Annotated in this window: 31 protein-coding genes; 25 read left to right on the top strand and 6 right to left on the bottom strand. The window is 68.3% G+C overall.

The window, feature by feature from the left end; all coding sequences use genetic code 11:
* Positions 1-59 precede the first annotated feature (59 nt).
* Together QMZ26_RS04795 and murU are read left to right on the top strand one after the other, a co-directional pair.
* Positions 60-1,085 (top strand): phosphotransferase, encoded by a 1,026-nt coding sequence (locus QMZ26_RS04795; RefSeq protein ID WP_200733404.1) that lies wholly within the window; start codon positions 60-62, stop codon positions 1,083-1,085.
* Positions 1,085-1,795 carry an N-acetylmuramate alpha-1-phosphate uridylyltransferase MurU gene (murU, locus tag QMZ26_RS04790; protein WP_283220718.1) on the top strand — a complete coding sequence of 237 codons (711 nt, stop codon included), beginning with the start codon at positions 1,085-1,087 and terminating at the stop codon, positions 1,793-1,795. The genes QMZ26_RS04795 and murU overlap by 1 nt, the downstream gene beginning before the upstream one ends.
* A 582-nt stretch (positions 1,796-2,377) precedes the next feature.
* Here murU and hda read toward each other — a convergent pair.
* From hda to QMZ26_RS04775, 3 genes are read right to left on the bottom strand one after another with little or no spacing between them, the layout of a single operon-like run.
* Positions 2,378-3,085: a DnaA regulatory inactivator Hda gene (hda, locus tag QMZ26_RS04785; RefSeq protein WP_283220744.1), complete on the bottom strand. Its 708-nt coding sequence runs from the start codon at positions 3,083-3,085 to the stop codon at positions 2,378-2,380.
* On the bottom strand, positions 3,085-4,257 hold the full coding sequence (locus tag QMZ26_RS04780) for an AI-2E family transporter (RefSeq protein ID WP_079220921.1): 1,173 nt from the start codon (positions 4,255-4,257) through the stop codon (positions 3,085-3,087). Before QMZ26_RS04780 ends, hda begins: the two co-directional genes overlap by 1 nt.
* Positions 4,254-5,381, bottom strand: a complete 1,128-nt coding sequence (locus QMZ26_RS04775; protein ID WP_283220717.1) for a DUF2066 domain-containing protein — start codon at positions 5,379-5,381, stop codon at positions 4,254-4,256. Before QMZ26_RS04775 ends, QMZ26_RS04780 begins: the two co-directional genes overlap by 4 nt.
* 112 nt (positions 5,382-5,493) lie before the next feature.
* Between QMZ26_RS04775 and purM the strand changes: the two genes are divergently transcribed.
* The 6 genes from purM (at position 5,494) to QMZ26_RS04745 (ending at position 9,724) form a co-directional block, all read left to right on the top strand.
* Positions 5,494-6,552, top strand: coding sequence for a phosphoribosylformylglycinamidine cyclo-ligase (gene purM / locus QMZ26_RS04770; protein ID WP_079220917.1), 1,059 nt, complete (start codon positions 5,494-5,496; stop codon positions 6,550-6,552).
* Positions 6,553-6,571: 19 nt separating this feature from the next.
* Positions 6,572-7,063 (top strand): hypothetical protein, encoded by a 492-nt coding sequence (locus QMZ26_RS04765; RefSeq protein WP_079220916.1) that lies wholly within the window; start codon positions 6,572-6,574, stop codon positions 7,061-7,063.
* Between the two features lie 7 nt (positions 7,064-7,070).
* A complete protein-coding gene (locus QMZ26_RS04760) occupies positions 7,071-7,508 on the top strand; it encodes a hypothetical protein (RefSeq protein ID WP_200733406.1) in 438 nt (145 codons plus the stop codon).
* Entirely contained in the window at positions 7,505-8,158 is a 654-nt protein-coding gene (gene purN / locus QMZ26_RS04755; RefSeq protein ID WP_283220716.1) for a phosphoribosylglycinamide formyltransferase, read from the top strand. The genes QMZ26_RS04760 and purN overlap by 4 nt, the downstream gene beginning before the upstream one ends.
* A gap of 67 nt (positions 8,159-8,225) precedes the next feature.
* The gene (locus QMZ26_RS04750; protein ID WP_108746101.1) at positions 8,226-9,038 is read left to right on the top strand and encodes a DUF3108 domain-containing protein; all 813 of its coding nucleotides are present in this window, start codon (positions 8,226-8,228) and stop codon (positions 9,036-9,038) included.
* A gap of 2 nt (positions 9,039-9,040) precedes the next feature.
* On the top strand, positions 9,041-9,724 hold the full coding sequence (locus QMZ26_RS04745; RefSeq protein WP_200733409.1) for a DUF3108 domain-containing protein: 684 nt from the start codon (positions 9,041-9,043) through the stop codon (positions 9,722-9,724).
* A 118-nt stretch (positions 9,725-9,842) separates the two neighbouring features.
* On the opposite strand, the gene QMZ26_RS04740 is transcribed toward QMZ26_RS04745, so the two are convergent.
* Genes QMZ26_RS04740 through QMZ26_RS04730 form a run of 3 tightly spaced genes read right to left on the bottom strand, consistent with a single transcriptional unit; the run spans position 9,843 to position 11,680 of the window.
* Positions 9,843-10,160, bottom strand: a complete 318-nt coding sequence (locus QMZ26_RS04740; RefSeq protein WP_079220907.1) for a hypothetical protein — start codon at positions 10,158-10,160, stop codon at positions 9,843-9,845.
* A complete protein-coding gene (murA, locus tag QMZ26_RS04735; RefSeq protein WP_200733410.1) occupies positions 10,157-11,428 on the bottom strand; it encodes a UDP-N-acetylglucosamine 1-carboxyvinyltransferase in 1,272 nt (423 codons plus the stop codon). The genes QMZ26_RS04740 and murA overlap by 4 nt, the downstream gene beginning before the upstream one ends.
* 21 nt (positions 11,429-11,449) lie before the next feature.
* Positions 11,450-11,680, bottom strand: coding sequence for a BolA family protein (locus QMZ26_RS04730; protein ID WP_021202589.1), 231 nt, complete (start codon positions 11,678-11,680; stop codon positions 11,450-11,452).
* Positions 11,681-11,734: 54 nt separating this feature from the next.
* Between QMZ26_RS04730 and QMZ26_RS04725 the strand changes: the two genes are divergently transcribed.
* The 17 genes from QMZ26_RS04725 (at position 11,735) to QMZ26_RS04645 (ending at position 25,354) form a co-directional block, all read left to right on the top strand.
* A complete protein-coding gene (locus QMZ26_RS04725) occupies positions 11,735-12,736 on the top strand; it encodes a KpsF/GutQ family sugar-phosphate isomerase (protein ID WP_283220715.1) in 1,002 nt (333 codons plus the stop codon).
* A 65-nt stretch (positions 12,737-12,801) separates the two neighbouring features.
* Positions 12,802-13,350 (top strand): HAD hydrolase family protein, encoded by a 549-nt coding sequence (locus QMZ26_RS04720; protein ID WP_283220714.1) that lies wholly within the window; start codon positions 12,802-12,804, stop codon positions 13,348-13,350.
* A complete protein-coding gene (gene lptC / locus QMZ26_RS04715) occupies positions 13,347-13,922 on the top strand; it encodes an LPS export ABC transporter periplasmic protein LptC (RefSeq protein WP_200733413.1) in 576 nt (191 codons plus the stop codon). The genes QMZ26_RS04720 and lptC overlap by 4 nt, the downstream gene beginning before the upstream one ends.
* A 104-nt stretch (positions 13,923-14,026) precedes the next feature.
* The gene (lptA, locus tag QMZ26_RS04710) at positions 14,027-14,548 is read left to right on the top strand and encodes a lipopolysaccharide transport periplasmic protein LptA (protein WP_200733414.1); all 522 of its coding nucleotides are present in this window, start codon (positions 14,027-14,029) and stop codon (positions 14,546-14,548) included.
* Complete coding sequence (gene lptB, locus QMZ26_RS04705) at positions 14,548-15,267, top strand: LPS export ABC transporter ATP-binding protein (RefSeq protein WP_079220900.1); 720 nt, start codon at positions 14,548-14,550, stop codon at positions 15,265-15,267. Before lptA ends, lptB begins: the two co-directional genes overlap by 1 nt.
* A 40-nt stretch (positions 15,268-15,307) precedes the next feature.
* Positions 15,308-16,744 (top strand): RNA polymerase factor sigma-54, encoded by a 1,437-nt coding sequence (locus tag QMZ26_RS04700; RefSeq protein ID WP_283220713.1) that lies wholly within the window; start codon positions 15,308-15,310, stop codon positions 16,742-16,744.
* A 58-nt stretch (positions 16,745-16,802) separates the two neighbouring features.
* Positions 16,803-17,120 carry a ribosome-associated translation inhibitor RaiA gene (gene raiA, locus QMZ26_RS04695; RefSeq protein WP_079220898.1) on the top strand — a complete coding sequence of 106 codons (318 nt, stop codon included), beginning with the start codon at positions 16,803-16,805 and terminating at the stop codon, positions 17,118-17,120.
* 21 nt (positions 17,121-17,141) lie between these two features.
* Positions 17,142-17,594, top strand: a complete 453-nt coding sequence (locus QMZ26_RS04690; protein ID WP_079220897.1) for a PTS sugar transporter subunit IIA — start codon at positions 17,142-17,144, stop codon at positions 17,592-17,594.
* Entirely contained in the window at positions 17,591-18,541 is a 951-nt protein-coding gene (gene hprK / locus QMZ26_RS04685) for an HPr(Ser) kinase/phosphatase (protein WP_079220896.1), read from the top strand. The genes QMZ26_RS04690 and hprK overlap by 4 nt, the downstream gene beginning before the upstream one ends.
* Positions 18,542-18,564: 23 nt before the next feature.
* Complete coding sequence (gene rapZ, locus QMZ26_RS04680; protein ID WP_079220895.1) at positions 18,565-19,449, top strand: RNase adapter RapZ; 885 nt, start codon at positions 18,565-18,567, stop codon at positions 19,447-19,449.
* A 272-nt stretch (positions 19,450-19,721) separates the two neighbouring features.
* The gene (locus QMZ26_RS04675; protein ID WP_283220712.1) at positions 19,722-20,114 is read left to right on the top strand and encodes a PTS fructose IIA subunit family protein; all 393 of its coding nucleotides are present in this window, start codon (positions 19,722-19,724) and stop codon (positions 20,112-20,114) included.
* Positions 20,107-20,376 (top strand): HPr family phosphocarrier protein, encoded by a 270-nt coding sequence (locus QMZ26_RS04670; protein ID WP_079220894.1) that lies wholly within the window; start codon positions 20,107-20,109, stop codon positions 20,374-20,376. Before QMZ26_RS04675 ends, QMZ26_RS04670 begins: the two co-directional genes overlap by 8 nt.
* Before the next feature lie 2 nt (positions 20,377-20,378).
* Positions 20,379-22,148, top strand: a complete 1,770-nt coding sequence (ptsP, locus tag QMZ26_RS04665) for a phosphoenolpyruvate--protein phosphotransferase (RefSeq protein ID WP_283220711.1) — start codon at positions 20,379-20,381, stop codon at positions 22,146-22,148.
* A 57-nt stretch (positions 22,149-22,205) separates the two neighbouring features.
* The gene (locus QMZ26_RS04660) at positions 22,206-22,652 is read left to right on the top strand and encodes a hypothetical protein (protein WP_283220710.1); all 447 of its coding nucleotides are present in this window, start codon (positions 22,206-22,208) and stop codon (positions 22,650-22,652) included.
* Positions 22,653-22,791: 139 nt separating this feature from the next.
* On the top strand, positions 22,792-24,153 hold the full coding sequence (gene mgtE / locus QMZ26_RS04655; protein ID WP_079220892.1) for a magnesium transporter: 1,362 nt from the start codon (positions 22,792-22,794) through the stop codon (positions 24,151-24,153).
* Between the two features lie 66 nt (positions 24,154-24,219).
* The gene (locus tag QMZ26_RS04650) at positions 24,220-24,486 is read left to right on the top strand and encodes a hypothetical protein (RefSeq protein ID WP_200733418.1); all 267 of its coding nucleotides are present in this window, start codon (positions 24,220-24,222) and stop codon (positions 24,484-24,486) included.
* 70 nt (positions 24,487-24,556) lie between these two features.
* A complete protein-coding gene (locus QMZ26_RS04645; protein WP_283220709.1) occupies positions 24,557-25,354 on the top strand; it encodes a prolyl oligopeptidase family serine peptidase in 798 nt (265 codons plus the stop codon).
* The last annotated feature ends 4 nt before the right edge of the window (positions 25,355-25,358 follow it).

Below are 25,358 nucleotides of genomic sequence, written 5' to 3'. Positions count from 1 at the left end.
CACCTCTTCCCTCTTTTCCCCCTGAGCGTGGCGCGCCTGTCGCGCCCGGAACTGCCTGCATGACCGAACCTGCCTCCGATCCCCAGCGCAGCGCGCAGCGCCTGCAGTGGGCCCGCACCCAGCTGGACGACGCCAACACGGTGGTCGAGCGCGCCTCGGTCGACGCCGGCCTGCGCAGCTATTGGCGTACCACCAGCCGCGGCGGCAGCCACATCGTGATGGATGCCCCGCCCGGCCTGGAAGATCCGCAGCCGTGGTTGCGCATGCGCGGCCTGCTGCACGACCACGGCCTGCGCGTGCCCGCCCTGCTCGCCCAGGATCTCGACGCCGGCTTCCTGCTGCTGGAGGACCTCGGTGGCCCGACCTTGGCCAAGGTGCTGGACGAACGCAATGCCGATGCCTGGTTTGGCCGCGCCATCGACCAGCTGCTGCGCCTGCAGGCGATTCCCGTGCCGGATGATTTCGGCCGCTTTGGCGAAGCCCTGCTGCAGCGCGACGCCGGCCTGTTCGACGAATGGTTCCTGCAACGCCACCTGGGCATCACCCTGGAAGCCGCCGAGGCCGAAGGCCTGCAGCAGGCGCAGCGCCTGCTGATGGACAACGCGCTGGGCCAGGCCCAGTTGATGACCCATCGCGACTACATGCCGCGCAACCTGATGCCGGTCGACGATGGTCCGGCCATCCTCGATTTCCAGGACCTGGTGCGTGGCCCGATCGCCTACGACGCGGTGAGCCTGTTCAAGGACGCGTTCCTGAGCTGGCCGCTGCCGCGCGTGGACGCATGGCTGGCGCAGTACCACCAGCGTGCGCTCGACGCCGGCCTGCCGGTGCCTGACCGCGCGACCTTCCTGCGCGACGCCGACTGGATGGGCATCCAGCGCCACCTGAAGTGCCTGGGCATCTTCAGCCGCCTGCGTTACCGCGACAACAAGGGCCACTACCTGGACGACGTGCCGCGCTTCATTGGCTACCTGGACGAAGTGCTGCCGCGCTACCCCGAACTGGCCCCGCTGCAGCAGCTGCTGGACGTGCGCATCAAGCCGGCTGTGGCCGAACTGGCCGCACCGATGCGCGTGGTGCGCTGATGAAAGCCCTGATCTTCGCCGCCGGCCTGGGCGAGCGCATGCGCCCGCTGACCCTGCACACGCCCAAGCCGTTGTTGGCGGTGGCCGGCAAGCCGCTGATCGTCTGGCACCTGGAGCGGCTGGCCGCACTGGGCGTGCGCGAGGTGGTCATCAACACCGCATGGCTGGCCGGGCAGTTCCCGGCCACGCTGGGCGATGGCAGCCACTGGGGCCTGCAGCTGCACTTCGTGCACGAAGGCGGGACCCCGCTGGAAACCGGCGGCGGCATCCTCAACGCGCTGCCGCAGCTGGGCGATGCGCCGTTCCTGGTGGTCAACGGCGATATCTGGACCGACTTCGATTTCGCCACCCTGCCCCGCGAGCCGCAGGGCCAGGCACACCTGGTACTGGTGGACAACCCGGCGCAGCACCCGGAGGGCGACTACCGCCTGGATGCGCAGGGCCTGCTGCACCACGACCGCGCAGGCCCGTGCCTGACCTATGCCGGCATCGGCGTGTACCGCCCGTCGATCGTGGCGGACTGGCGCGCAGTGATCGGCGATGCGCCGGGCAGCGAGCGAGACCCGCCGAAGTTCTCGGTGGTGCCGCTGCAGAAGCATTTCATGGCGCAGGGGTTGATGACCGGGCAGCACCATCGCGGGCGCTGGACCGATGTCGGGACGGTGGATCGGCTGCGTGCGCTGGACGCGGAGTTGGCAGCGAACGGCTGAGCCCCTCGTGGCTGGCAGCGTGGTCGGTAGAGTCGAGCTTGCTCGACTGCAAAGCCGTGCTTGGCCGGGCGGGATGGCTACACGGGGGACGCCGTGAATCCATCCATGGAGGCTTGTCCGCGGCATCCATGCCGCAGACACCCCCGCGTAGCCATCCCGCCCGGCCTCTGACAGTTTCCGTGCGCGTCCAGCCACGGAAAAGAAAAAGAAAAGCAAAAGCGGATCGCGTCGCTACGCTCGCTCACTTGCTCCTGTAGAGCCGAGCCCACGCTCGGCTGCCTTTGGCCGATTGCCCCCATGCAAGAAAGCCGAGCATAGGCTCGGCTCTACAGGAAATTCATTCCCGCGTGGTGTCGACCAACGGTCGACACCCACCAAGAGCCGCGGGAACCTGTCGAAGGCGGGGCGCTGTGGGCTTGCGGGGTGTGAGCCGCATGGATGCGGCGACCAAGCCCCCATGGATGGGTTTACGGCGTCCCCGCAAACCCACAGCGCCCCGCCTCCCCTCAGGAAGCCAGCACTTGATCTTGACGTTGCTCCAGCGGGTGCAGGGCGGCAGCCCTGCAAAGAAAAACCTACCCCTCAGTAGCGAGGGCGGCCTTCTTCCAGCACCTGGCGCAGGAACGGCACCGTGATCCGCCGCTTCGCCGCCAGCGATTCCCGGTCCAGCCAGTCCAGCAGCGTGATCAACCCACCCAGCTCGCGCCCGGTGTGCGACAGCAGCCACTCGATGGCCGCCTCGTCGATCGCCAGCCCGCGCCGCAGCGCGCGCTCGCGCAGCACCGCCGCGCGGCCTTCCTCGTCCAGCGGCTGCAGCAGCACGCGCACGCACTGGCCCAACCGCGAACGCAGGTCCGGCAGCACCAGACCCAGCTCGCCCGGCGCACGCTGCGCCGTGTACAGCACCGTCACCCCCGCCGCGCGCGCGCGGTTGTGGAAGTCGAACAGCGCGATCTCGTCCTCGCGATGGCCCGCCACCGCATCCAAGCCATCCAGCGCGACCAGCTCGCGCTGCTCCAGGCCATCCAGCGCCGCCGCCACCCGGCCGACCGCACCGGCCAGCGGCACGTAGGTCGGCAGGCGCCCGGCCTGCTGCGCGCTGGAACACATCGCCAGCGCCTGGTGGGTCTTACCCGTACCTGCCGCACCTTCCAGGTAGACCCAATCATGGCTGTCGCCCACCGCGATCGCACGCAGCTGCGCCAGCGCGCCATCCGGCGCGCCGATGAAGGTCTCCAGGCGCTGGTCCCGCGGGTAATGCAGGGCCAGCGGAAGTTGCGGCACACCAATCACTTCGGGTCCGGGCCGTTCTCGTAGGGGTCGAGGATGATATGGGGCGCATCGATCACGCCATCAAGCACGATCGCCGGCTTTTCGCCGACGTACAGCTCGCTCTGGCGGTAACGCTGGTGCGCATAGCGCAGCAGCACGTTGCTGACCGCCGCCACCGGCAGCGCCAGCAGCATGCCGAGGAAACCGAACAGTTGGCCACCGGCCATCACCGCGAAGATCACCGCCACCGGATGCAGGCCGATCTTGTCGCCGACGATGCGCGGGGTCAGCACGTAGCTCTCCAGCAGCTGGCCCACGGTGAACACCACGCCGACCAGGAGCAGCAGCTTCAGGTCGATGCCCTGTGCCTGCACCAGCGCTGCCACCACTGCCATCACGATGCCGGTGGTCGCGCCCAGGTAAGGGATGAAGCTGATCAGGCCAGCCACCAGGCCGATCAGCAGGCCCAGCTTCAGGCCGACCATCGACAGGCCGGCGGCGTAGATCACGCCCAGCGCCACCATCACCAGGAACTGGCCACGGATGAACGCGCCCAGCACCTCGTTGGATTCGCGGGCCAGGTTGGTGATCGTGCCGATGTGGTTGCGCGGGATCACCGAGGCCACGCGCTCGACCAGCTTGTCCCAGTCACGCAGGAAGTAGAACGCCAGGATCGGCAGCAGCGCCAGGTTGACCATCCAGGTCACCACCGTAAAGCCCGAGCGCGAGACATAGCCCATGAAGGTCGTGGCGAAGCCGCCGGCCTGCTGCCAGTGGCTGCGCACCCACTCGATCAGGCGGTCCGGGTCCATCCACTGCATCACTTCCAGGCCGGTCTTCTGCTCGAACCAGGGGATGCCGGTCTGCATCAGCCAGGCCTGGGCCTGCGGCACGGCGGCCATCAGCGTGGTGATCTGGCGCTCGATCATCGGCACCAGCACCAGCAGCAGCGCGGTGATGACCAGCACCATGGCCACGAACACCAGCACCACGCCGGTATTGCGCGAACGGCCCGTGGCCTCGATGCGGTCGACCAGCGGGTCGCCCAGCCAGGCCAGCGCCAGGGCCAGCACGAACGGGGTCAGGATGGGGGCCAGCAGCCACACCACCCAGCCGATCAGCAGGGCGACGGCCACGTACTTCAGCCGTCGCAGGAACTGCGCGATTTCCGCTTCCGGGGCCTGGATCATCGCAGTCGGTACTCGTTGCTGACCGGGGCCGGCTGCGGTGCGCCGGTGCTGTCATCGATCGGCGCCGGCAGGGCCGGCAGGGGCGCCGAAGGCACCAGTACACCGTTGTCACCCAGCATGCGGTTGAAGCCGGCCAGGCCGGTGGTCATTTCCAGGTTCAGCTCCAGGCGGTCGCCCGTCGCCCGCAGCGGGGTGACGTTGCGCACCACCGGCACCTCGCGCAGGCCGGCGGCCAGGCGCAGGTACTCATCGGCGCTGTTGATGCCGGTCACCACCACGCGGTAGGCACCGGCTGCACCGGTGGCCGCGCCGGCCTTGGCGTAGCGCTTGACCAGGGCATCGGCGGCGCCGTCGGCACCGGCCGCCATCGCGCGCATGGCGTTGGCGTCCTTGGTGGTCCACTTGTTCAGCTCGCGGCCGTTGTCGACGAACACCCAGTCCGCCTGCCAGCCGCCATTGGCGCGGTACAGCTTGCCGATCAGCTGCATCGGCGGCGAGTAGCGTGACGACGCGCGGGCCACCGCAGCGCTGTCCTGGCGCCAGATCGCGCCGGCCAGGGCCTGTTCGGCGGCGCCGCCACTGGGCAGGCCCAGCTTGTAGCCGCGCTCGATGGCCCGGTTCAGCAGCGGGCGCGCGGCATTGGCCTGCTGCACGCTGACCAGGCGCGGGCCACTGCCGTCGTCCACCGCCAGCCAGACCACCGGCTTCGGCCGCGGCTGCGGCCACAGCGGCAGCCCCAGGGCCGACACCAGCGCATCGACGTCATCTTCGCGGAAACGGGCCACCAGCAGGGTCCGGTAGCTGGGTGCGCCACTGGCGCCCACGCTCTGGTCCTGCTTGAAGTCATAGCTGGCCACGTAGTCCTTGGCGTTGCGCAGGGCCTGCGCGACGCCCGGACGCGACATGACGCTGCGGTCACCGGACAGCTTGCCCAGGACCACGCTCAGGGCACGGGCCAGGCCACCGTTGCGGTCGGCCTCGGCCTGGCTGTTGACGGGCACTTCGGCCTCGTAGGCACCACTGGCGGTGGCGACATCTCCCTCGGTGCGAAGGCCGCTCTGGGCCATCGTGGCCACCGGCAGGCACAGCGCAAGGAGCAGGGTGGGAATAAGGCTGCGGCGCATCAGGACATCCATTGGCTCGACGTATCCGGGGGGAATTGTTGCCCGAATACGGACTTTGCGCCAATGCGGCCTGTTAAAATCGCCCGTTCAACCCCTGCCAGCGCCGACGCCCGTGACCAACACCCCGTCTTCCGCCCCCTCCCCCCTCACCTACCGTGATGCGGGCGTCGACATCGACGCCGGCAACGAACTGGTCGAGCGGATCAAGCCCCTGGTCAAGCGCAGCTTCCGCCCGGAAGTGATGGGCGGCCTGGGCGGCTTCGGCGCCCTGTTCGACCTGTCCAACAAGTACCGCGAGCCGGTGCTGGTGTCGGGCACCGACGGCGTGGGCACCAAGCTGAAGCTGGCCCACCAGCTGAACCGCCACGATACGATCGGCATCGACCTGGTCGCCATGTGCGTCAACGACGTGCTGGTGCAGGGCGCCGAGCCGCTGTTCTTCCTGGACTATTTCGCCACCGGCAAGCTGGACATCGACACCGCCGCGGCGGTCGTGGGCGGCATCGCCAACGGCTGCACCGAGGCAGGCTGCGCGCTGATCGGCGGCGAAACCGCTGAAATGCCCGACATGTACGCCCCGGGCGAATACGACCTGGCCGGCTTCACCGTCGCTGCGGTCGAGAAGAGCGAACTGAAGGACGGCGCCAGCGTGGCCGCCGGCGACGTGCTGATCGGCATCGCCTCCTCCGGCCCGCATTCCAACGGCTACTCGCTGGTGCGCCGCATCTACGACCGCGCCGGCCAGCCGGCCGACCTGGAGCTGGAAGACGGGGTGAAGCTGGTCGATGCGCTGATGGCGCCGACCCGCCTGTACGTCAAGCCGATCCTGTCGCTGCTGAAGTCGCATGGCGCGGCCATCCACGGCATGGCCCACATCACCGGTGGCGGCCTGACCGAGAACATCATCCGCGTGGTGCCCGAAGGCCTGGGCCTGGACATCCAGGCCTCGGCCTGGCCGCTGCCGCCGGTGTTCCAGTGGCTGCAGAAGGAAGGCGCCGTCGTCGACAGCGAAATGTGGCGCACCTTCAACTGCGGCATCGGCTTCGTGCTGATCGTCGCCCCGGAGCAGGTCGCTGCCGTGTCCGAAGCCGTGCAGGCGCAGGGCCTGGCTCACTGGCCGATCGGCCAGGTGGTCACCGCCAGCGGCGCCGAGCGCGTCCGCATTGCCTGATACGCCCCCAGGAGCCCGCATGGACGCTACGCCCCCCCTGCCCACCGCACCGGTGCCGCCCCCGGCACCGGCCGTGCCCGGGCTGACCTCGCAGGACAACGACCACCTGCGCCTGCTCTCGATCTTCCACTACGTGGTGGCCGGGCTGGCGGCGGTGTTCGCCCTGATCTTCGTGTTCCACATCGTGATGGGCATCGCCATGCTCAACGGCACCCTGCCGATGAGCTCCAACGGCCAGCCCAGCTCGGCGCAGGAACAGCAGTTCGCGGGCTGGTTGTTCATCATCATGGGCAGCGGCGTCGTCTCGCTTGGCCTGGTGATGGCCGGCTTCATCGCCTATGCCGGGCGCTGCCTGAAGCAGCGGCGGCGCTACCTGCTGTGCCTGGTCGTGGCCGGCCTGTCGTGCCTGTTCACCCCGTTCGGCACCGTGCTGGGCGTGTTCACCCTGATCGTGCTGCTGCGGCCACAGGTGAAGGCCGCCTTTGCCGCCAACGTCCCTACCCGAAGCTGAGTTGCCGATGGCCGTCGCCCCGCCCCCGCTGAACCGGCCACGCGGCTGGACCGATCTGCAGGTCAACAGCCACCTGCATTCGCTGAAGATCCTGTTCTACATCTACGGCGGCCTGCAGCTGGTGCTGGCCGTCCTGCTGCTGCTCGCAGCCGCCGGCGGCTATGTCAGTGAGAGCCACAGCACCGATCCCGAGGCGTCTCCGGCCCTGCTGGCCGCGCTCTTCGTCGGTGCCAGCCTGGTCTTTGCCGCGCTGGGCGGCCTCAGCCTGACCGCGGCGCGCCGCCTGTCCCAGCGCCGCCAGCGCACGCTGTGCATGGTCGCCGCCGGCGCGGCCTGCCTGGGCGGTGCGCTGGGCATCGCGCTGGGCGTCTATGCACTGGTTGTGCTGCTGCGTGCCGAAGTCGTGGCCAGCTTCAGCGAACCGGGCAGCGCCGTCGTCGCATGACCGCCCGTATCGCCGTACTGGCTTCCGGCCGTGGCAGCAACCTGCAGGCCATCCTCGATGCGATCGCGGCCGGCCGCCTGCCGGCCGAGGTGGTGGGCGTGTTCTCCGACCGCCCCGATGCGGCCGCGCTGCAGCGGGTCGGGCCCGGACAGCGCTGGGCGCACGCGCCGAAGACCTTCAGCGACCGCGCTGCCTACGAACAGGCGCTTGGCGATGCCGTCCACGCCATGGCCCCGGACTGGATCGTCTGCGCCGGTTACATGCGCATCCTCGGTGCCGGCTTCGTGCAGCGCTTCAACGGCCGCCTGGTCAACATCCATCCTTCCCTGCTGCCGCTTTACAAGGGGCTGCACACCCACGCCCGTGCCCTGGATGCCGGCGACGCCGAGCATGGGGCCAGCGTGCACCTGGTGGTGCCGGAGCTGGATGCCGGCACCGTGCTGGCCCAGGCGCGCGTGCCGGTGCTGCCCGGCGATGACGCAACCCGCCTGGCCGATCGCGTGCTGGCGGTCGAGCATCCCCTGCTGATCGCCACCCTGCAGCTGCTGTGCGATGGCCGCCTGGCTGAACGGGAGGGCCGGCCGACACTCGACGGTCACCCCCTGTTTAGCCCATTGGCTCTAGATTCCGCCGGGAACCTGAACCGGTAACGCCCGTGCACACGCCCCGCTGACTGCGGGGCTGGCATCCTGCCACCTCCTGCGGTTCCTGCCTGCCATGAAGAACACGCCCCCGTTGCGCAAATTCCTGCTGCTGCCGTTCGCCGTGCTCGCCTGTGCCGCCTGGGCGCAGACCCCGCCGTCGGCCGAACCGGCGCCCGTGGTGGAGGCACCGGCCGAACCGCCCCTGCCCGCGCTGCCGGCCATGGCCTGGGAACCGCCGCCGCTGCAGCCGTTCAGTGCCACCTACCAGGCCTTCTACAAGGGCAAGGAGGCTGGCGACGCAACCATGCAGGTGACCCACACCGGCGGCAACCAGTGGCGGGTGGACATGCAGGTGGTCGGCCGCCGCGGCTTTGCCAGCGTGCTCGGCCTGAACCTGGAGCAGAGCACCGTGTTCGACGTGCGCAATGGCGTCTACGCGCCGTTGAGCCAGAGCACCGTCCGCAAAGGCCTGTTCCTGGGCAAGAAAGCGGTGGGCACCTACAACTGGGAAACCGGCACCGCGCAGTGGACCGGCGATGTGAAGAAGGACCGCGCCAAACCCATTCCGCTGCAGCCCGGCGACCAGAGCGCGCTGCTGCTGAACCTGTCGCTGATGCGCGACGCCCGCCCCGGCGTGGCCATGCACTACCGCTACGTTGAACTGGGCAAGGTGCGCCAGCACGATTACCAGGCGGCCGCGCAGACCGAGAACGTGGAGGTCGGCGACCTGTCCTACAACGCGCTGAAGGTGTACCGCACCAACGGCGGCAACAACGAAACCATTCTGTGGATCGCCAACGGTGTCCCCACGCCGGTGCGCATCCTGCAACGCGAAGATGGCGAGGACCGTGTCGACCTGCGCCTGATCGAATACCAAGGAGTATGAGCATGACGACCCTGACCCGCCCGCTGACCTGGATCGCCGCTGCCGCACTGTCGGTGGCCAGCCTGCCGGCCATGGCCCTGCAGCCGTTCAAGGCTGATTACCTGGCCAGCTACATGGGCATGCAGGCCAACGGCACCATGACCCTGGCCAGCGAAGGCAGCGGCAAGTGGCGCTACAACCTGCAGGTGAAGAACCAGCTGGCCGACCTCAGCCAGAGCACCGTGTTCGAGGAAGTACGTGGCCAGCTGCGCCCGCTCAGCAGCCAGGACCGCTCGGCGCTGCTGGTGAAGAAGCGCAACGTGCAGGCCAACTACAACTGGACCAGCAACCAGGCCACCTGGACCGGCGACATCAAGCCGGACCGCGCCGGACCGGTCGCGCTGAAGGCCGGTGACATGGATGCGCTGTTGATCAACCTGGCCATCGCCCGCGACCTGGCCGCCGGCAAGCCGCTGACCTACCGCATGGTCGACGAGGGCCGTATCAAGAACATGACCTACAAGGTCGTGGGCAAGGAAGCGGTAACCGTGGGCGGCAAGAGCTACCAGGCCACCAAGGTGTCGCGCGTGGATGGCGACAAGGAGCAGATCGCCTGGATCGTGCCCGAGTTCCCGGTGCCGACCCGCATCCTGCAGCGCGAAGGCGGCCGCGATGCGCTGGACCTGACCATCAAGGCGCTGAACTGACCCACCCTACCGCGGTAACGCCGGGCCATGCCCGGCGGCTTCTGCTTCCGCGCTGCGCGCTCGCCGGGCATGGCCCGGCGCTACCGTAAAGAAAACGCCCGCTTGCGCGGGCGTTCTCTTATTTCTTCTCTTCCGCTTCGGCCGGCTTGAACTCGGTACGGCAGTCCACCCGGATCTGCTGGCCACTGCTGCGCCAGACGAACGTGCGGCAATGGCGGTTGCCTTCCTGGCTGTCGTTCACCGCAACGGCATAGAACGACTGGATGATCTCGTCACGGCTGACCGTGCCATCGCCATTCCAGTCCATGTCCTTCTGCTCGATGCCCTTGGTGATGGCCAGGTTGGCGTACCAGGCATAGCCCAGCCACGCCAGCACGATCAGCACCAGCGCCAGCAGCGCCTTGCGGCGGGGGCTGAAGCGGCCGCGCAGGATCATGGCACGCGCCGGATGGTGGCACCGAGCGAAGACAGCTTCTCTTCGATGTTCTCGTAGCCACGGTCGAGGTGGTAGATGCGGTCGATGGTGGTCTCACCGTCGGCCATCAGGCCGGCCAGGATCAGCGACGCCGATGCGCGCAGGTCGGTGGCCATCACCGGCGCACCGCTCAGGCGCTCGTGGCCGCGGGCAATGGCGGTGTGGCCTTCCACCTGGATGTCCGCGCCGAGGCGCAGCAGTTCGTTGACGTGCATGAAACGGTTCTCGAAGATCGTTTCGTTGATCACGCCCACGCCATCGGCCACGCAGTTGAGCGCCATGAACTGCGCCTGCATGTCGGTCGGGAACGCCGGGTACGGCGCGGTGGTCAGGTTGACCGCCTTCGGCCGCTTGCCGTGCATGTCCAGGGTGATGCTGTCTTCGGTGGTCTCGATCGTCGCACCGGCCTCGACCAGCTTGGACAGCACCGCGTCCATGGTGTTCGGGCGCGCGCGGTTCACGGTCACCTTGCCGCCGGTCATCGCCGCGGCCACCAGGAAGGTGCCGGTCTCGATGCGGTCGGGCAGCACTTCGTGGCGGCCACCGGACAGGCGCTCGACGCCTTCGATGACCAGGCGGGCGGTGCCCAGGCCCTCGATCTTCGCGCCCAGCGCGATCAGGCAGTGCGCCAGATCGGTCACTTCCGGTTCCATCGCGGCGTTGTCGAGGATGGTGGTGCCCTCGGCCAGCACGGCCGCCATCAGCACGTTCTCGGTGCCGGTGACGCTGACCATGTCAAAGGTGAAGTGGCCACCCTTCAGGCGCTGGGCGGTGGCCTTGATGAAGCCGTTCTCGACCACGATGTCAGCACCCAGCGCCTGCAGGCCCTTGATGTGCTGGTCGACGGGGCGCGAACCGATCGCGCAGCCGCCGGGCAGCGACACTTCGGCCGCGCCGAAGCGGGCCAGCAGCGGGCCCAGCACCAGGATCGAGGCGCGCATGGTCTTGACCAGCTCGTAGGGGGCCACGTGCTGGTTGACCGGGCGCGGGTCGACCACGATCGCGCTGCCGCGCGACAGGGTGCCCTGGTCGATGGTGACCTTGGCGCCCAGTTCGCCCAGCAGCTTCACCGTGGTGACCACGTCGTGCAGGTGCGGCACGTTGGTGATCTCCACCGGCGCATCGGCCAGCAGCGTCGCGCAGAGGATGGGGAGGACGGCGTTCTTCGCGCCGGAGATGCTCACTTCACCGTGCAGCGCAGCGCCGCCGGTCACAACGATCTTGGCCATGTATTGGGAATCTTCTGCGGTTCAGCCGGCTTCGGCCGGGGTCACGGTTTTCAGCGCCAGCGCGTGGATCGCGCCGCCCATCAGGTCGCCCAGGGTGGCATAGACCATCCGGTGGCGGGCCAGCGGCATCTTGCCGGCAAAGGCCTCACAGACCACGGTCGCTTCGAAGTGCACGCCATCGTCACCGCGCACGTCGGCGCGGGCGCCCGGCAGGCCGGTTTCGATCAGGTTGCGGATGGTGTCGGCGTCCAACGGGCTTTCCTAATAAAATGAACCCTCATTCTACTTCCGCTGCGTGGCGTCCGCATGGCCGAGTCCTCCCTGCCCCCCCGTTCCGTCGATCCTGCCGCCCTGGTGGCCAGCGGCCGCCGCGTGTTCGAGATCGAGCAGCAGGCGCTGCAGGCCGTCGCCAGCGGGCTGGGCGAGGCATTCCAGCAGGCCTGCCAGGCCATCCTGGGCAGCCGCGGCCGGGTGGTCGCCACCGGCATGGGCAAGTCCGGCCATGTCGCCCGCAAGATCGCCGCCACCCTGGCCTCCACCGGTACCCCGGCCTTCTACGTGCACCCGGGCGAGGCCGGCCACGGCGACCTGGGCATGATCACCGAGGACGACGTGGTGCTGGCGCTGTCCTATTCGGGCGAATCGGACGAGGTGCTGATGCTGCTGCCGGTGCTCAAGCGCCAGGGCAATGTGTTGATTTCCATGACCGGACGGCCGCAGTCCAGCCTGGCCAAGGCCGCCGACGTGCACCTGGACGTGAGCGTGCCGGCCGAAGCCTGCCCGCTGGCGCTGGCGCCGACCTCCAGCACCACCGCCTCGCTGGCGATGGGCGATGCGCTGGCCGTCGCGCTGCTCGACGCGCGCGGCTTCACCGCGGACGACTTCGCCCGCTCGCACCCGGCCGGCAGCCTCGGCCGCCGCCTGCTGCTGCATATCACCGACGTGATGCACAGTGGCGACGACCTGCCCAAGGTCGATGCCGGCGCCAGCCTCAGCCAGGCGCTGGTGGAGATGAGCCGCAAGCGGCTGGGGATGACCGCCGTGGTCGATGCCCAGGGCGTGCTGATCGGCCTGTTCACCGACGGCGACCTGCGCCGTGCGCTGGACACCGAACTGGACGTGCGCACGGCGAAGATCGCCGAGGTGATGACCCGCAACCCGCGCACCATCGGTGCCGACCAGCTGGCGGTGGAAGCCGCCCGGCTGATGGAAACCCACAAGATCAACGGCCTGATCGTGGTCGACGGCGAGGGCCGGGCGGTCGGCGCGCTGAACATTCATGACCTGTTGCGGGCCCGGGTGGTTTAACCGAGAGTCCGTAGACCCCATTCAGACTGTAAACCGCACCCGCCCCGAACGAGCCTGATGCCCTGATGCCCTGGTCCCCCCTGCCCGCCTTCCCCGCCTACCTGCATGCCACCGCGGCCCGTATCCGCCTGGCCTGCTTCGACGTGGACGGCACCCTCACCGACGGTCGGCTGTACTACGACAAGGACGGCAACGAGAGCAAGGCGTACTTCGTGCAGGATGGTCTGGGCCTGAAACTGCTGCAGCAGCACGGTATCCACCCCGTGCTCATCACCGCGCGCAACAGCCAGTCCGCGCTGCGGCGCGGCGCCGACCTGGGCATCGACACCCAGATCGCGGTGGGCGACAAGCTGGCCAGCGTGCAGGCGCTGTGCGCCCAGCACGGCATCGGCCTGGACCAGGTGGCGTTCATGGGCGACGACCTGCCCGACCTGGCGCCGCTGGGCGCGGTCGGCCTGGCCGTGGCCCCGGCCAACGCGCACCCGTGGATCGCCGAACGCGTGCATTGGACCACCCGCAGCGACGGCGGTCGTGGCGCCGCCCGCGAACTGTGCGACGTGCTGTTGGCCGCGCAAGGGCATATCGATGCCGTACTGGCGAGGTTCGGCGCATGAATGCTCCGTCGCTGAACTGGCGCACCGTGCTCGGCATCGGCCTGCTGCTGGCGGCCCTGCTGAGCAGCTGGGCCGCCCTGCGCAACCGCGACAAGGGGCCGGTGCAGACCGGCCAGGACGTGGGCGTGGATTACATCCTGCACGACTTCCAGATCGTGGCGCTGGACGAACAGGGCAAGGAATCGACCACCCTGCGCGCACCGCTGCTGGAGCGCCAGCGCGGCGACCAGACCATCAACATCACCACCCCGCTGTTCGAGATGCCCGACAAGGACGGCCAGCACTGGACCCTGCGCGCGCAGACCGGCTGGCTCAGCGCCAAGGGCGACGAGATGAAGCTGCGCGGCGACGTTTCAGGCGACAGCCCGGCCGCCCCCGGCGTGGTGCCCACCACCTTCCGTACCGACCACCTGGACGTGTTCCCGAAGGAAAGCCGCGCCCGTACCGATGCCAAAGTGACCATGACCCGCCCGGGCATGGAACAGTCCGGCGTCGGGTTCGAGGTGGATTCGAAGAACAACACGTATCATTTCCTCAGCCAGTCCAAGGGCCGCTACACGCCCCAACGCTGATTCCGCCGCTGGCCCGCGACGTCGCCATGGCGACTGGCGCGAGGCCGCAGCCCCCACCCGCCGCCCGGCCTGACCGGGCAGCCTCACCGGTAGAACGGACCCCGATGAAGATTCCCTTTGCTGCCGTGCTCGCCCTTGGTCTCCTGGTTCCCGCCTTTGCGCAGGCCAAGTCCACCGACCGCAACGAGCCCATGAACATCGATGCCGGCGCACAGGCCGGCAACCTCACCGGTGATGGCAAGACCACCCTGTCGCAGGGCGTGATCATCACCCAGGGCACGCTGGACCTGCGCTCGTCCGAGGCCGAGATCTACATGAAGGACGGCGAAGCCGTGCGTGCCGTGTTCACCGGCAAGCAGGCCAAGATGAAGCAGCAGCTCGATGACGGCACCTGGATGGACGCGGTGGCCGACAAGATCGACTACGACATCAAGACCGAGATCATCACCCTCACCGGCAACTACAAGGTGACCAGCGCGCGCGGTACCAATGCCGGCCAGCGCATGGTCTACAACACCCGTACCGGCGAAATGAATTCCGGTGGCGACGGCAGCCGCGTGCGTACCGTCATTCCGCCCAAGAACAAGACGCCTGCGGCGCAGCCGGCGGCCGGGAGCAAGAAGTAATGCTTGTCGCCAAGGGCCTGCGCAAGAAGTACAAGCAGCGCGAAGTCGTCAAGGACTTCGGGCTGACCCTCGATGCCGGCGAAGTGGTCGGCCTGCTCGGCCCCAACGGCGCCGGCAAGACCACCTGCTTCTACATGATCGTGGGCCTGGTGGAGGCCGATGCCGGCAGCATCGTGCTCGACGGCCAGGACATCACCGGCGACCCGATGTATACGCGCGCCAAGCAGGGCGTGGGCTACCTGCCGCAGGAACCGTCGGTGTTCCGCAAGCTGACCGTGGCCGACAACCTGCGCCTGGTGCTGGAACTGCGCGACGACCTGGATGCGGCCGGCCGCGAGCGCGAACTCAACAGCCTGCTGGACGAACTGCAGCTGGGCCACGTGTCCGAGCAGCTCGGTGCCAGCCTGTCCGGTGGTGAACGCCGCCGCTGCGAGATCGCCCGCGCACTGGCCGCCAAGCCGCGCCTGATCCTGCTGGACGAACCCTTCGCCGGCGTCGATCCGATCTCGGTCGGCGAGATCCAGCGCATCGTCACCCACCTCAAGCAGCGCGGCATCGGTGTGCTCATCACCGACCACAACGTGCGCGAAACCTTGGGAATCTGCGACCGCGCGTATATCCTCGCTGAGGGCACCGTACTGGCCCAGGGCTCGCCGGAAGCGATCCTGGACAACGCCGACGTCCGTCGCGTCTACCTTGGAGACTCCTTCAAGCTGTGACCGCGGCCGCCGGGCCCTTCCCCTCCGTTTCGGCACAGGCATGAAGACTCGGCTGCAGACATCGTTGGGACAGCAGCTGGTGCTGACACCACAGCTGCAGCAGGCGATCAAGCTGCTGCAGATGTCCACCACCGAGCTGGAGCTGGAAATCGCCCAGGCGGTGGAAAGCAACCCCCTGCTGGACTGGGCCGACAGCAGCGATGACGGCGCCGGTGCGGGCAGCGATGCCGGCGACGACCACGGCGCCGACAGCGATGCACCGCCGGAGCCCGCGCAGGCCAGCGGCGACGACTGGGCCCCCGCCGAGCAGGACTGGAGCAATCCGGGCAGCAGCGGCAGTTTCGACGACGATGAAGACACCGGCAGCGCCGCCGAGCGCGTGGCCGAGGTCGAGACCCTGGCCGATCACCTGCTGTGGCAGCTGCACCTGTCGCATCTGTCGATGCGCGACCGCAGCATCGGGGCCGCGCTGATCGATGCGCTGGAAGAAGACGGTTACCTGCGCGAGCCGCTGGCGACCATCGCCGAGACCCTGCTGCCGGCCATCCACGCCGGTGAAGACGAGATCCTGACCGTGCTGCACCAGGTGCAGCGCTTCGACCCGGTGGGCGTGGCCGCGCGCTGCCTGGGCGAATGCCTGCAGCTGCAGCTGGACGTGCTGCCCGCCGACACCCCCGGCCTGGCGCTGGCCCGGCAGGTCGCCGCCGGCCCGCTGGAGCGCCTGCCGCGCAGCGGCGTGGCCGGCCTGGCCCAGGAACTGAAGCAGCCGCTCGCCGAGGTCGAGACCGCGGTCGCCCTGCTGCGCTCGCTGGACCCGCGCCCGGGCACCCAGATCGCGCCGCTGGCGCAGGACACCTACGTGGTGCCGGACGTGGTGGTATGGCGGCAGAACGGCCTCTGGCGCGCCGCGCTGGCCGCCCATGCCGGGCCCAAGGTGATCATCCACCGCGGCTACGAACAGATGATCCGCCGCTGCGGCGAAGCCGACGCCGGTTACCTGCGCGCCCAGCTGCAGGAAGCCCGCTGGCTGCTCAAGGGCCTGCAGGCGCGCGGCGAAACCCTGCTGCGCGTGGTGCGCAGCCTGATCCACCAGCAGGCCGGTTTCCTCGAATTCGGTGAACAGGCGCTGCGCCCGCTGACCCTGCGCGAGATCGCCGCCGAACTGGGCCTGCACGAATCCACCGTCTCGCGGGCGATCGCCCGCAAGCACGTGCGCACGCCGCGCGGCACCCTGCCGCTGCGCGCGTTCTTTGCATCGGGCATCGACACCGAAGGCGGTGGCGAAGCATCCAGTACCGCCATCCAGGCGATGATCCGCCGCCTGATCGATGACGAAAACCCACGCAAGCCGCTTTCTGACGCCAAGCTGGCTGACCTGCTCAAAACGTCGGGAATCCCAGTAGCGCGGCGCACCGTGGCGAAGTATCGTGAGGCCATGAACATCTCCGCCTCGCACGAAAGGGTCAGAATCGCTTGACGCGCCGCCGCGCCCGGCGGAGAGGTTCATTGGCACATCCGAACACAGGAGAAACCCGATGCGCATCGAAACGTTTGGCAAAGATGTCGAAGTCACCCCGGCCCTGCAGTCGTATGTTGAAGAAAAGCTGGCCCGGGTCGGAAAGCACTTCGACCAGCACTGCGAAGCGCGGGTAACCCTCAAGCTGCAGAAGACCGAACACCACGTCGACGCCAGCCTCAATATTCCCGGGCAGACCCTGCATGCCGAAGCCGGCGGCCAGACCATGTATGCCGCCATCGACGTGCTGGCGGACAAGCTCGACCGCCTGGTGATCAAGCACAAGGAGAAAAAACAGCAGCACGCACCACTGCCGGTGGGCGACAATGGCGGCTGATCGCCACCGTTCCCCGCAGACATGCCCCTGACTGACCTCCTGGCGGCCGTGCAGACCCAGCTCTGCACGGCCACCGACCGCGACAGCGTCCTGCAGGCCGCCGCCGGGTTGCTGGCCTGCCGCCAGGCCAACGCCGAACAGATCTACCTCAACCTGTGCCAGCGCGAAGCCCTGGGCAGTACGGCGATCGGTTGCGGCATCGCCATTCCCCATGGCCGGGCCCCTGCCCTGGACCGTCCCCGCGGCGCCCTGCTGCGGCTGCAGACCCCGGTCGATTTCGGCGGCGATGAACCGGTGGACCTGGTGTTCGCCATGGCCGTCCCCGCCCACTACACCCACCAGCACCTGATGCTGCTGTCGGAACTGGCCGAGCTGTTCTCGACGCCCTCGATCCGCGACGCCCTGCGCGCGGCGGGCGATGCGCGGGCACTGCGCGAGGCCCTGGACCTTCCCCCATCGGCGAGCGCCGCATGAATACCAGCATCACCGCACGCGAACTGTTCGACCAGCAGCGCGAGCGGCTGGGGCTGCGCTGGGCCGCCGGCAAGGCCGGTGAGAAACGCGAGCTGGAAGCCGGCAACACGGTCTCCCGCCGCCCCTCGCTGGCCGGCTACCTCAACGCGATCTACCCCAACAAGGTGCAGATCCTGGGGACCGAGGAGCTGTCCTGGCTGGACGCGCTGGAACCGCGCCAGCGCTGGGAAACGATCGAGAAGATCATGCAGTCGCACCCGCTGGCGCTGGTGCTGACCCGCAACCAGGCCTGCCCGGAAGACCTGCGCGCGGCCGCCGATGAATCCGGCACGCCGCTGTGGCTGTCGCCCAAGCGCGGCCACGAACTGCTCAACCACCTGTCCTACCACCTGGCGCGCACGCTGGCGCCGCGGGTGATCCTGCATGGCGTGTTCATGGAGATCTACTCCATCGGCGTGCTCATCACCGGCGAGGCCGGCTCGGGCAAGAGCGAGCTGGCGCTGGAACTGCTCAGCCGCGGTCACCGCCTGGTGGCCGACGACGCCCCCGAATTCACCCAGATCGCCCCCGACGTGCTCGACGGCACCTGCCCCGAACTGCTGCAGGACCTGCTGGAAGTGCGCGGCCTGGGCGTGCTGAACGTGCGCGAGATGTTCGGTGATACGGCGGTAAAGAAGAACAAGTACCTTCGGCTGATCGTCCACCTGACCAAGCCCATGACCGAACCCACCCCGCACGGCTACGAGCGCCTGACCGGCGATTCGGGCACCCGCCACGTGCTGGACCTGGACGTGCCGCTGATCACCCTGCCGGTGATGCCCGGCCGCAACCTGGCCGTGCTGACCGAGGCGGCCACCCGGCTGCACATTCTGCGTACCAAGGGTATCGACCCGGCGGCGATGTTCATCGCCCGCCACAGCAACCTGCTGGAACGACGAACACCCTGAGCCCCACCACCAAGAGCCTGTCCATGAGTACCGTCACCCCCACCGCCCCGACCCTGATCATCGTCAGCGGCCTGTCCGGCTCGGGTAAATCCGTCGCCCTGAAGACCTTCGAGGATCAGGACTACTACTGTTCGGACAACCTGCCGATCCAGCTGCTGCCCGATTTCGTACGCAGCGTGCTGGAAAACCACGACGGTGGCGCGCCGCGCCGGCTGGCGGTGGGCATCGACGTGCGTGGCCAGGCCGACCTGAGCCAGCTGTCCAACTGGCGCAAGCTGGCCACCGATGCCGGCGTGGAAGCGAAGGTGCTGTACTTCGAGGCGAGCGACGAGACGATGCTCAAGCGCTATGCCGACACCCGTCGCCGGCATCCGCTGAGCCAGCTGGGCCTGTCCCTGCCCGAAGCGATCGCCCGCGAGCGCGAGCTGATCGCACCGCTGCGCCGCGAGGCCGACGTGGTCATCGATACCAGCGCGTTGAACGTCCACCAGCTGCGCCGGCGCATCATCACCGAGTTCGCGATGGGGCACGCCACGCGCCTGTCGCTGCTGTTCGAATCGTTTGCCTACAAGCGCGGCGTGCCGGCCGAGGCCGACTTCGTGTTCGATGCACGCGTGCTGCCCAACCCGCACTGGGACCCGGACCTGCGCGCGCTGAGCGGCCGCGAGCCGGGCGTGCGCGATTACCTGGAAGCGCAGCCGGACGTGCAGCGCTACCTGGGCCAGCTGATGGATTTCCTCGACACCTGGCTGCCCAAGCTGGGCGATGGCACCCGCAGCTACGTGACCGTGGCCTTCGGCTGCACCGGCGGCAAGCACCGCTCGGTGTACCTGGCCGAGCGCATGGCGCGGCATGCCCGCGAGATGGGCTGGGATGACGTGGCGACCTACCACCGCGAACAGGATTGACCTTCGAGCGAAGACGGAACAATGGGCGTAGATCCACGCCATGCGTGGAGACCGCCCGCAGGGCGGCACAAGCATCCGTAGCCGGCCGCTGACCAGGACCACTTTCGTCCGAAGTTGAACGCCTGCCGAAGCTGCTCCGGCGCATTTGGACCCTGCGCGCAGGGTCCATCCACGCATGGCGTGGATCTACTGGGCGTAATACATGAATACGGGACACAGTGCCCCTCTCCTGCTGCTATCGCCGATTCACCTTGACCTGTTAACGTGCAGTAATGACCTGTGGCATTCTCCTCGTAACACATCCTGGGATCGGGACCGCCCTGCTTGACGTGGCGACCCGGCTCCTGCGGCATTTGCCGCTGAAAACCGAAGCTTTCGAAGTACCGTTCGACGCAGACCTGGATGCCCTTCTCCCGCTCGCCTCGGCTGCCTTGCGCCGGGTCGACGGTGGGGATGGCGTGCTGATCCTGACCGACCTGTACGGCGCCAGCCCCGCCAACCTTGCCGGGCAGCTGGCCCGGTTGGGGACCCCGGTTCGCCGGGTGTCGGCGCTGAGTCTGCCGATGTTGCTGCGGGTGATGAATTATCCGGAACAGGGACTGGATCAACTGCCCGCCACAGCCGCGGCGGGCACCCGTAATGGAGCGATAGTCGACGATGCTTGAACGAGAACTCACCGTGAGCAACCGCCTGGGCCTGCACGCCCGGGCCACCGCCAAGCTGGTGCAGACGCTGGCCCCATTCCGCTGCAACGTGACCATGGCCGCCAAGGGCCGTGAGATCAACGCCAAGAGCATCATGGGCGTGATGCTGCTGGCCGCCGCCCAAGGCACGCCGGTCACCATCCGCATCAACGGCGAAGATGAAGCGGCGGCGATGGACGCGGTGGTCGACCTGTTCGAGCGCCGCTTCGACGAGGACAGCTGAGCGTGCCACGCGCACGCGCCGGCCAACCTGCCACCGGCCAACGGCCGGTACAGCTGCTGGCCGGCCACGGCGCTGCACGCGGTTCGGCGATGGGACGGGCGCGGGTTCGCCTGCCGCACGCCCTGGAAGTGGCCGTACAACGCGTCGCGCCGCAGCAGGTGGAGGCCGAACTGGTCCGCCTGCATCGCGCGGTGGATGCCGCCCGCACGGAAATGCACGAACTGCGCCAGCGCCTGCACGGCGCACTGAGCCAGGACGTCGGCGAGTTCCTCGACCTGCATGCCCTGCTGCTGGACGACCCCGAGCTGCTGCACGGCCTGGACGAACTGATACGCAGTGGTCCGTACAGTGCAGGCTATGCGCTGCGCCTGCAGCGTGACCGCCTGGCCAAGGTCTTCGATGGCATGGACGATGCCTACCTGAAGAGCCGCATGGACGACCTGGACCATGTGATCGGCCGCATCCACGCCTTCCTGCAGCCGGAGCGACCGCCCGTGGTGAAGGGCCTGGCCGGCGAGATCCTGGTCTGCGACAACATCGCCCCGTCCGAACTGGCCCAGCTGCAGTCGCAGGGCGTGGTCGGCATCGTCACCGCCGCCGGCAGCGCGCTGTCGCACAGCGCGATCCTCGCCCGCAGCCTGCACCTGCCGCTCATCGTCAACGTGCAGCAGGTGCTCAGCCGCATCGTCGACGGCGACGTGCTCATCATCGACGGCGCCGACGGCAGCATCACGGTCAACCCGCAGGCCGACAACCTGCGCGACTACCGCGTGCGCCTGAAGGAACACGCGCGCGAGCAGCGTGAGCTCGGCCGCCTGCGCAGCAAGCCCAGCCGTACCCGCGACCAGGTCGACATCGCCCTGCTGGCCAATGCCGAATCGCTTGAGGACGTGACCCAGGCGCATGCGCTGGGCGCACAGGGGCTGGGCCTGTACCGCACCGAATTCCTGTTCCTGCAGCGCAACGAGCTGCCGGACGAGGAAGAACAGTTCCAGACCTACCGCGATGCCGCCCTGGGCATGAGCGGGCGACCGGTGACCATCCGCACCCTCGATCTGGGCGCGGACAAGGCAGACCGCACCGGCCTGACCCTGAGCAACGAGGAAAACCCGGCGCTGGGCCTGCGTGGCGTGCGCCTGTCGCTGGCGCGGCCGAAGGTGTCCGACACCCAGCTGCGCGCGATCCTGCGCGCCTCGGCCTACGGCAAGCTGCGCGTGCTGGTGCCGATGGTCAGCACCCGCGAGGAACTGCTGGCCGTGCGCCGGCGCATGCTCAAGCTGACCGAGCAGCTGCGCGACGAAGGCCACGTGGTGGCCGAGCACGTGCCGCTGGGCGCGATGATCGAAGTGCCAGCCGCCGCGCTGGCGCTGGAGAGTTTCATCGATCTGGTCGACTTCCTGTCGATCGGCACCAATGACCTGGTGCAGTACCTGCTGGCCGCCGACCGTAACAACGAGGCGCTCGGCGAGCTGTATTCGCCGCTGCACCCGGCGGTACTGCGCCTGTTGCAGATGGTCATCGATACCGGCGCACGCCATCGCATCCCGGTGGCGGTGTGTGGCGAGATGGCCGGCGACGCGCGCATGACCCCGCTGCTGCTGGCGCTGGGCTTGACCGAGTTCAGCCTGCACCCGGGCACGTTGCTGGAAGTCCGCCGCGCGATCCGCGAGGCCGACCTGGCCACCCTGCGCGCACGTGCGCCGAAGCTGCTGGCCGCGCGCGATCGGCGGGGTATCGAACGCTGGCTGGCACTGGTGGCCGAGGCACCCTGACTGCCGCGCTACGCGCTCGCCGGGCACGGCCCGGCGCTACCAACACAACGTGTCCCCATGAAAACCGCACCACTCGCAGCGCTCCTGATCCTTGCGGCATTTCCCTCGTGGGGAAAAGATTGCCCGGCGGAGACTACGGATACGCCGGCCCATCGGCTCACATCTGACCTTCAACAGGAGCATCCGGTCATCATCGCTGGCTGCTATCGCGGCACCCGGCACGGGCTATCCCTGCATGACTGCAGCAGCGGTTTTGGATCGGGTGTCTGGCTGGAGCTTGCAGATGGTTTGGACAAGGATCCGTACGTGGATTCGTTCATGACCACCGCTTTCAGGATGCAGGCCCAGAAGGGACTGCCTCCATTGCATGTTCGAGTCAGCGGACAGCTCGAACGGAGTGACGCCTACGTGCCCGGCGGGGTGGTATTCCGTGCGACCGCGCTGCATTGCTTCGAGTCGCCCCCCGACATAAGGGCCGGCAAACGCCTCCACCGAAGCCCTTGAGGTTGCCGGCCAGCGGCCGGCACTACCAGCACCCGGCGGCTATGCGTTGAAACATCCGCTTGCGATAATGACGCGCTGAACACCCCTGTTGCCGCATCCTTGCCGGGATCGCGGCTTTTCTCTTCCCGCGGGAGCTGTGATGGCTGAAGCCGTACGCCACGACAAGACTGCACGCCAGCTGCGGATGCTGTCCGATGCACTGGACAGCGGCCGGCTGGGGCCAGTACGTCGGCTCGTCAACACGCTGGCACCTGCCGAGATCGGCAACCTGCTCGAATCGCTGCCCCCGGGCAAGCGCGAAGTGGTGTGGGGGCTGGTCGATCCCGAGGACGATGGCGAGGTGCTGGTCCACGTCGGCGAGGAAGTGCGCGAGAGCCTGCTCGCGGACATGGACCCGGACGAAATCATCGCCGCGGTCGAAGACCTAGACATCGATGACTTGGCCGACCTGGTCGAGGACCTGCCCGATACGGTCATCGACGAGGTCCTCAAGTCGATGGACCGCGAGAACCGCGAGCGCCTGGAACAGGTGCTGTCGTATCCCGAGGACAGCGCCGGCCGACTGATGAACCCGGACGTGGTGACCGTGCGCGCCGACGTCAACGTCGACGTGGTGCTGCGCTACCTGCGCCTGCGCGGCGAACTGCCCGACCACACCGATCACCTGTTCGTGGTCAGCCGCCGCCACCAGTACCTGGGCCGCGTGTCGCTGGCCGCGCTGGTCACCCACGAAGACACCACGCCGATCAACCGCCTGATCGACGACGAACAGCCGGCCATCGACGTCGGCGAGAGCGACCAGGAAGTCGCCCGGCAGTTCTCCGACCATGACTGGGTGTCCGCGCCGGTGGTGGACGACAACAACATCCTGCTCGGCCGCATCACCATCGATGACGTGGTGGACATCATCCGTTCGCAGGCCGAGCACCAGGCACTGGGCGCGGCCGGCCTGGACGAGGAAGAGGATCTGTTCTCGCCGATCAAGCGTGCCGTGCGCGGCCGCGTGGTCTGGCTGGGCATCAACCTGTGCACGGCGTTCCTCGCCGCCAGCGTGATTGGCCAGTTCGAACTGACCCTGCAGAAGGTGGTGGCGCTGGCGGTGCTGATGCCGATCGTCGCCGGCGTCGGCGGCAACGCGGCGGTGCAGGTGCTGACCCTGATGGTGCGCGGCATCGCGCTGGGCCAGGTGGGCCAGAGCAATGCGCGCATCCTGCTGTGGAAGGAAGCGCGCGTGGCGCTGATCAACGGCACGCTGATCGGCCTGCTGGTCGGCCTGATTGCGTTCCTGTGGTTCCACAGCCTGCTGCTGTCGCTGGTGATCACCCTGGCGCTGATCATCAACTTCCTGGCCGCAGCGCTGGCCGGCGTGCTGTTGCCGCTGCTGCTCAAGCGCATGAACGTGGACCCGGCCGTGGCCGGCACCGTGGTGGTGACCGCGGTGACCGACGTGATGGGTTTCTTCAGCTTCCTCGGCCTGGCCACCCTCATCCTGCTGCACTGAAACTGCATGGGGTCGGATCCCGCGAAGCGGGCTCCGACCCCGTCTGCATCAACTCCGGACGCCCCCATGGCCACCACGATTGAAAACTACTTCCAGCCCGGCTGGCGCGACCAGATGCACACCTGTGCCGCCTGCGAATGGAAAGGCAACTCGCGCGCGATGGTGATGGAGCTGGACGAGGACGCCACCGAGTACGACTGCCCGGTGTGCGAGAACCCGCTGCTGGTGGTGATGCACCCGGACATGGCACAGGTGCAGGCGGCGGCGGCCGAAGGCAACGCCGAGGCGCAGGAACAGCTGGACATCATCGCCAGTTTCCCGCCCCCGCAGTGACGCGCTGCACGATGCCCGGCGCACGCCGAGCGACTACCATGAAAACGCTTCCAACCCTTGGGAAAACGTCATGGTCCGTCCGTTGCTGCGCTGGCTGCCGCTGCTGTCCCTGCTGATGCTGGCCGCCTGCGCCAGCACGCCCGACAGCGCGCGTGGCCACTTCGAATCCCGTGCGGTGAAGGTGGACGGGCAGACCGCCTACTACCAGGTCTTCATTCCGGCGGTGGCGGCACGCACGCCCGGCTCGCTGCCGGTGGTGCTGTTCCTGCACGGTTCGGGTGAGCGTGGTAGCGACGGCGTCAAGCAGACCCATGCCGGCCTGGGCCCCTACCTGCGCGAGCATGCAACCGACTTCCCGGCGCTGGCGGTGTTCCCGCAGGTGCCCGGCGAAGAGGAATGGAGCGGCCACAACAACCGCGTGGCACTGGCTGCGCTGGATGCGGCGATCGCCGAGTTTGGTGCCGACCCGGCGCGGCAGTACCTGACCGGCATGTCGATGGGCGGCTACGGCAGCTGGAACATCGCCCTGGACGAACCGCAGCGCTTCGCCGCCATCGTGCCGGTATGCGGCGCCGTGCTGGCCCCGCGCGCGGTGCGCCCCACCCTGTTCGTCGAACAGGTGGCGCACGAAGCTGATCCTTACGCTGCCATCGCCCAGCGCCTGCGGCAGACGCCCATCTGGATCTTCCACGGCGCGCAGGATGACGTGGTGCCGCCGGCCGATGACCGCCGCCTGCATGCCGCTTTCGAGGCCGCCGGCGCGGGCGACGTGCGCTACACCGAATACCCCGACGGCAACCACAACGCCTGGGACGCAACCTACGCCGACCCGGCGATGTGGGCGTGGCTGTTCGCGCAGAAGCGCTGAACCC

The organism is Stenotrophomonas sp. PFBMAA-4, assembly GCF_030053215.1.
Taxonomy (GTDB): Bacteria; Pseudomonadota; Gammaproteobacteria; order Xanthomonadales; family Xanthomonadaceae; genus Stenotrophomonas.
This window is presented reverse-complemented; position numbering and strand designations above follow the sequence as displayed.

Excerpts from the sequence above, each read along its gene's own strand:
- QMZ26_RS04675 (WP_283220712.1), top strand. The coding sequence starts at position 19,722 with ATGACCTGTGGCATTCTCCTCGTAACACATCCTGGGATCGGGACCGCC.
- murU (WP_283220718.1), top strand. The coding sequence starts at position 1,085 with ATGAAAGCCCTGATCTTCGCCGCCGGCCTGGGCGAGCGCATGCGCCCG.
- QMZ26_RS04795 (WP_200733404.1), top strand. The coding sequence starts at position 60 with ATGACCGAACCTGCCTCCGATCCCCAGCGCAGCGCGCAGCGCCTGCAG.
- QMZ26_RS04700 (WP_283220713.1), top strand. The coding sequence starts at position 15,308 with ATGAAGACTCGGCTGCAGACATCGTTGGGACAGCAGCTGGTGCTGACA.
- QMZ26_RS04690 (WP_079220897.1), top strand. The coding sequence starts at position 17,142 with ATGCCCCTGACTGACCTCCTGGCGGCCGTGCAGACCCAGCTCTGCACG.
- purN (WP_283220716.1), top strand. The coding sequence starts at position 7,505 with ATGACCGCCCGTATCGCCGTACTGGCTTCCGGCCGTGGCAGCAACCTG.
- rapZ (WP_079220895.1), top strand. The coding sequence starts at position 18,565 with ATGAGTACCGTCACCCCCACCGCCCCGACCCTGATCATCGTCAGCGGC.
- QMZ26_RS04670 (WP_079220894.1), top strand. The coding sequence starts at position 20,107 with ATGCTTGAACGAGAACTCACCGTGAGCAACCGCCTGGGCCTGCACGCC.
- QMZ26_RS04725 (WP_283220715.1), top strand. The coding sequence starts at position 11,735 with ATGGCCGAGTCCTCCCTGCCCCCCCGTTCCGTCGATCCTGCCGCCCTG.
- QMZ26_RS04740 (WP_079220907.1), bottom strand. The coding sequence starts at position 10,160 with ATGATCCTGCGCGGCCGCTTCAGCCCCCGCCGCAAGGCGCTGCTGGCG.
- mgtE (WP_079220892.1), top strand. The coding sequence starts at position 22,792 with ATGGCTGAAGCCGTACGCCACGACAAGACTGCACGCCAGCTGCGGATG.
- hprK (WP_079220896.1), top strand. The coding sequence starts at position 17,591 with ATGAATACCAGCATCACCGCACGCGAACTGTTCGACCAGCAGCGCGAG.
- lptB (WP_079220900.1), top strand. The coding sequence starts at position 14,548 with ATGCTTGTCGCCAAGGGCCTGCGCAAGAAGTACAAGCAGCGCGAAGTC.
- lptC (WP_200733413.1), top strand. The coding sequence starts at position 13,347 with ATGAATGCTCCGTCGCTGAACTGGCGCACCGTGCTCGGCATCGGCCTG.
- QMZ26_RS04775 (WP_283220717.1), bottom strand. The coding sequence starts at position 5,381 with ATGCGCCGCAGCCTTATTCCCACCCTGCTCCTTGCGCTGTGCCTGCCG.
- QMZ26_RS04765 (WP_079220916.1), top strand. The coding sequence starts at position 6,572 with ATGGACGCTACGCCCCCCCTGCCCACCGCACCGGTGCCGCCCCCGGCA.
- QMZ26_RS04750 (WP_108746101.1), top strand. The coding sequence starts at position 8,226 with ATGAAGAACACGCCCCCGTTGCGCAAATTCCTGCTGCTGCCGTTCGCC.
- QMZ26_RS04650 (WP_200733418.1), top strand. The coding sequence starts at position 24,220 with ATGGCCACCACGATTGAAAACTACTTCCAGCCCGGCTGGCGCGACCAG.
- QMZ26_RS04745 (WP_200733409.1), top strand. The coding sequence starts at position 9,041 with ATGACGACCCTGACCCGCCCGCTGACCTGGATCGCCGCTGCCGCACTG.
- murA (WP_200733410.1), bottom strand. The coding sequence starts at position 11,428 with ATGGCCAAGATCGTTGTGACCGGCGGCGCTGCGCTGCACGGTGAAGTG.
- QMZ26_RS04660 (WP_283220710.1), top strand. The coding sequence starts at position 22,206 with ATGAAAACCGCACCACTCGCAGCGCTCCTGATCCTTGCGGCATTTCCC.
- raiA (WP_079220898.1), top strand. The coding sequence starts at position 16,803 with ATGCGCATCGAAACGTTTGGCAAAGATGTCGAAGTCACCCCGGCCCTG.
- QMZ26_RS04780 (WP_079220921.1), bottom strand. The coding sequence starts at position 4,257 with ATGATCCAGGCCCCGGAAGCGGAAATCGCGCAGTTCCTGCGACGGCTG.
- QMZ26_RS04760 (WP_200733406.1), top strand. The coding sequence starts at position 7,071 with ATGGCCGTCGCCCCGCCCCCGCTGAACCGGCCACGCGGCTGGACCGAT.
- lptA (WP_200733414.1), top strand. The coding sequence starts at position 14,027 with ATGAAGATTCCCTTTGCTGCCGTGCTCGCCCTTGGTCTCCTGGTTCCC.
- QMZ26_RS04720 (WP_283220714.1), top strand. The coding sequence starts at position 12,802 with ATGCCCTGGTCCCCCCTGCCCGCCTTCCCCGCCTACCTGCATGCCACC.
- QMZ26_RS04645 (WP_283220709.1), top strand. The coding sequence starts at position 24,557 with ATGGTCCGTCCGTTGCTGCGCTGGCTGCCGCTGCTGTCCCTGCTGATG.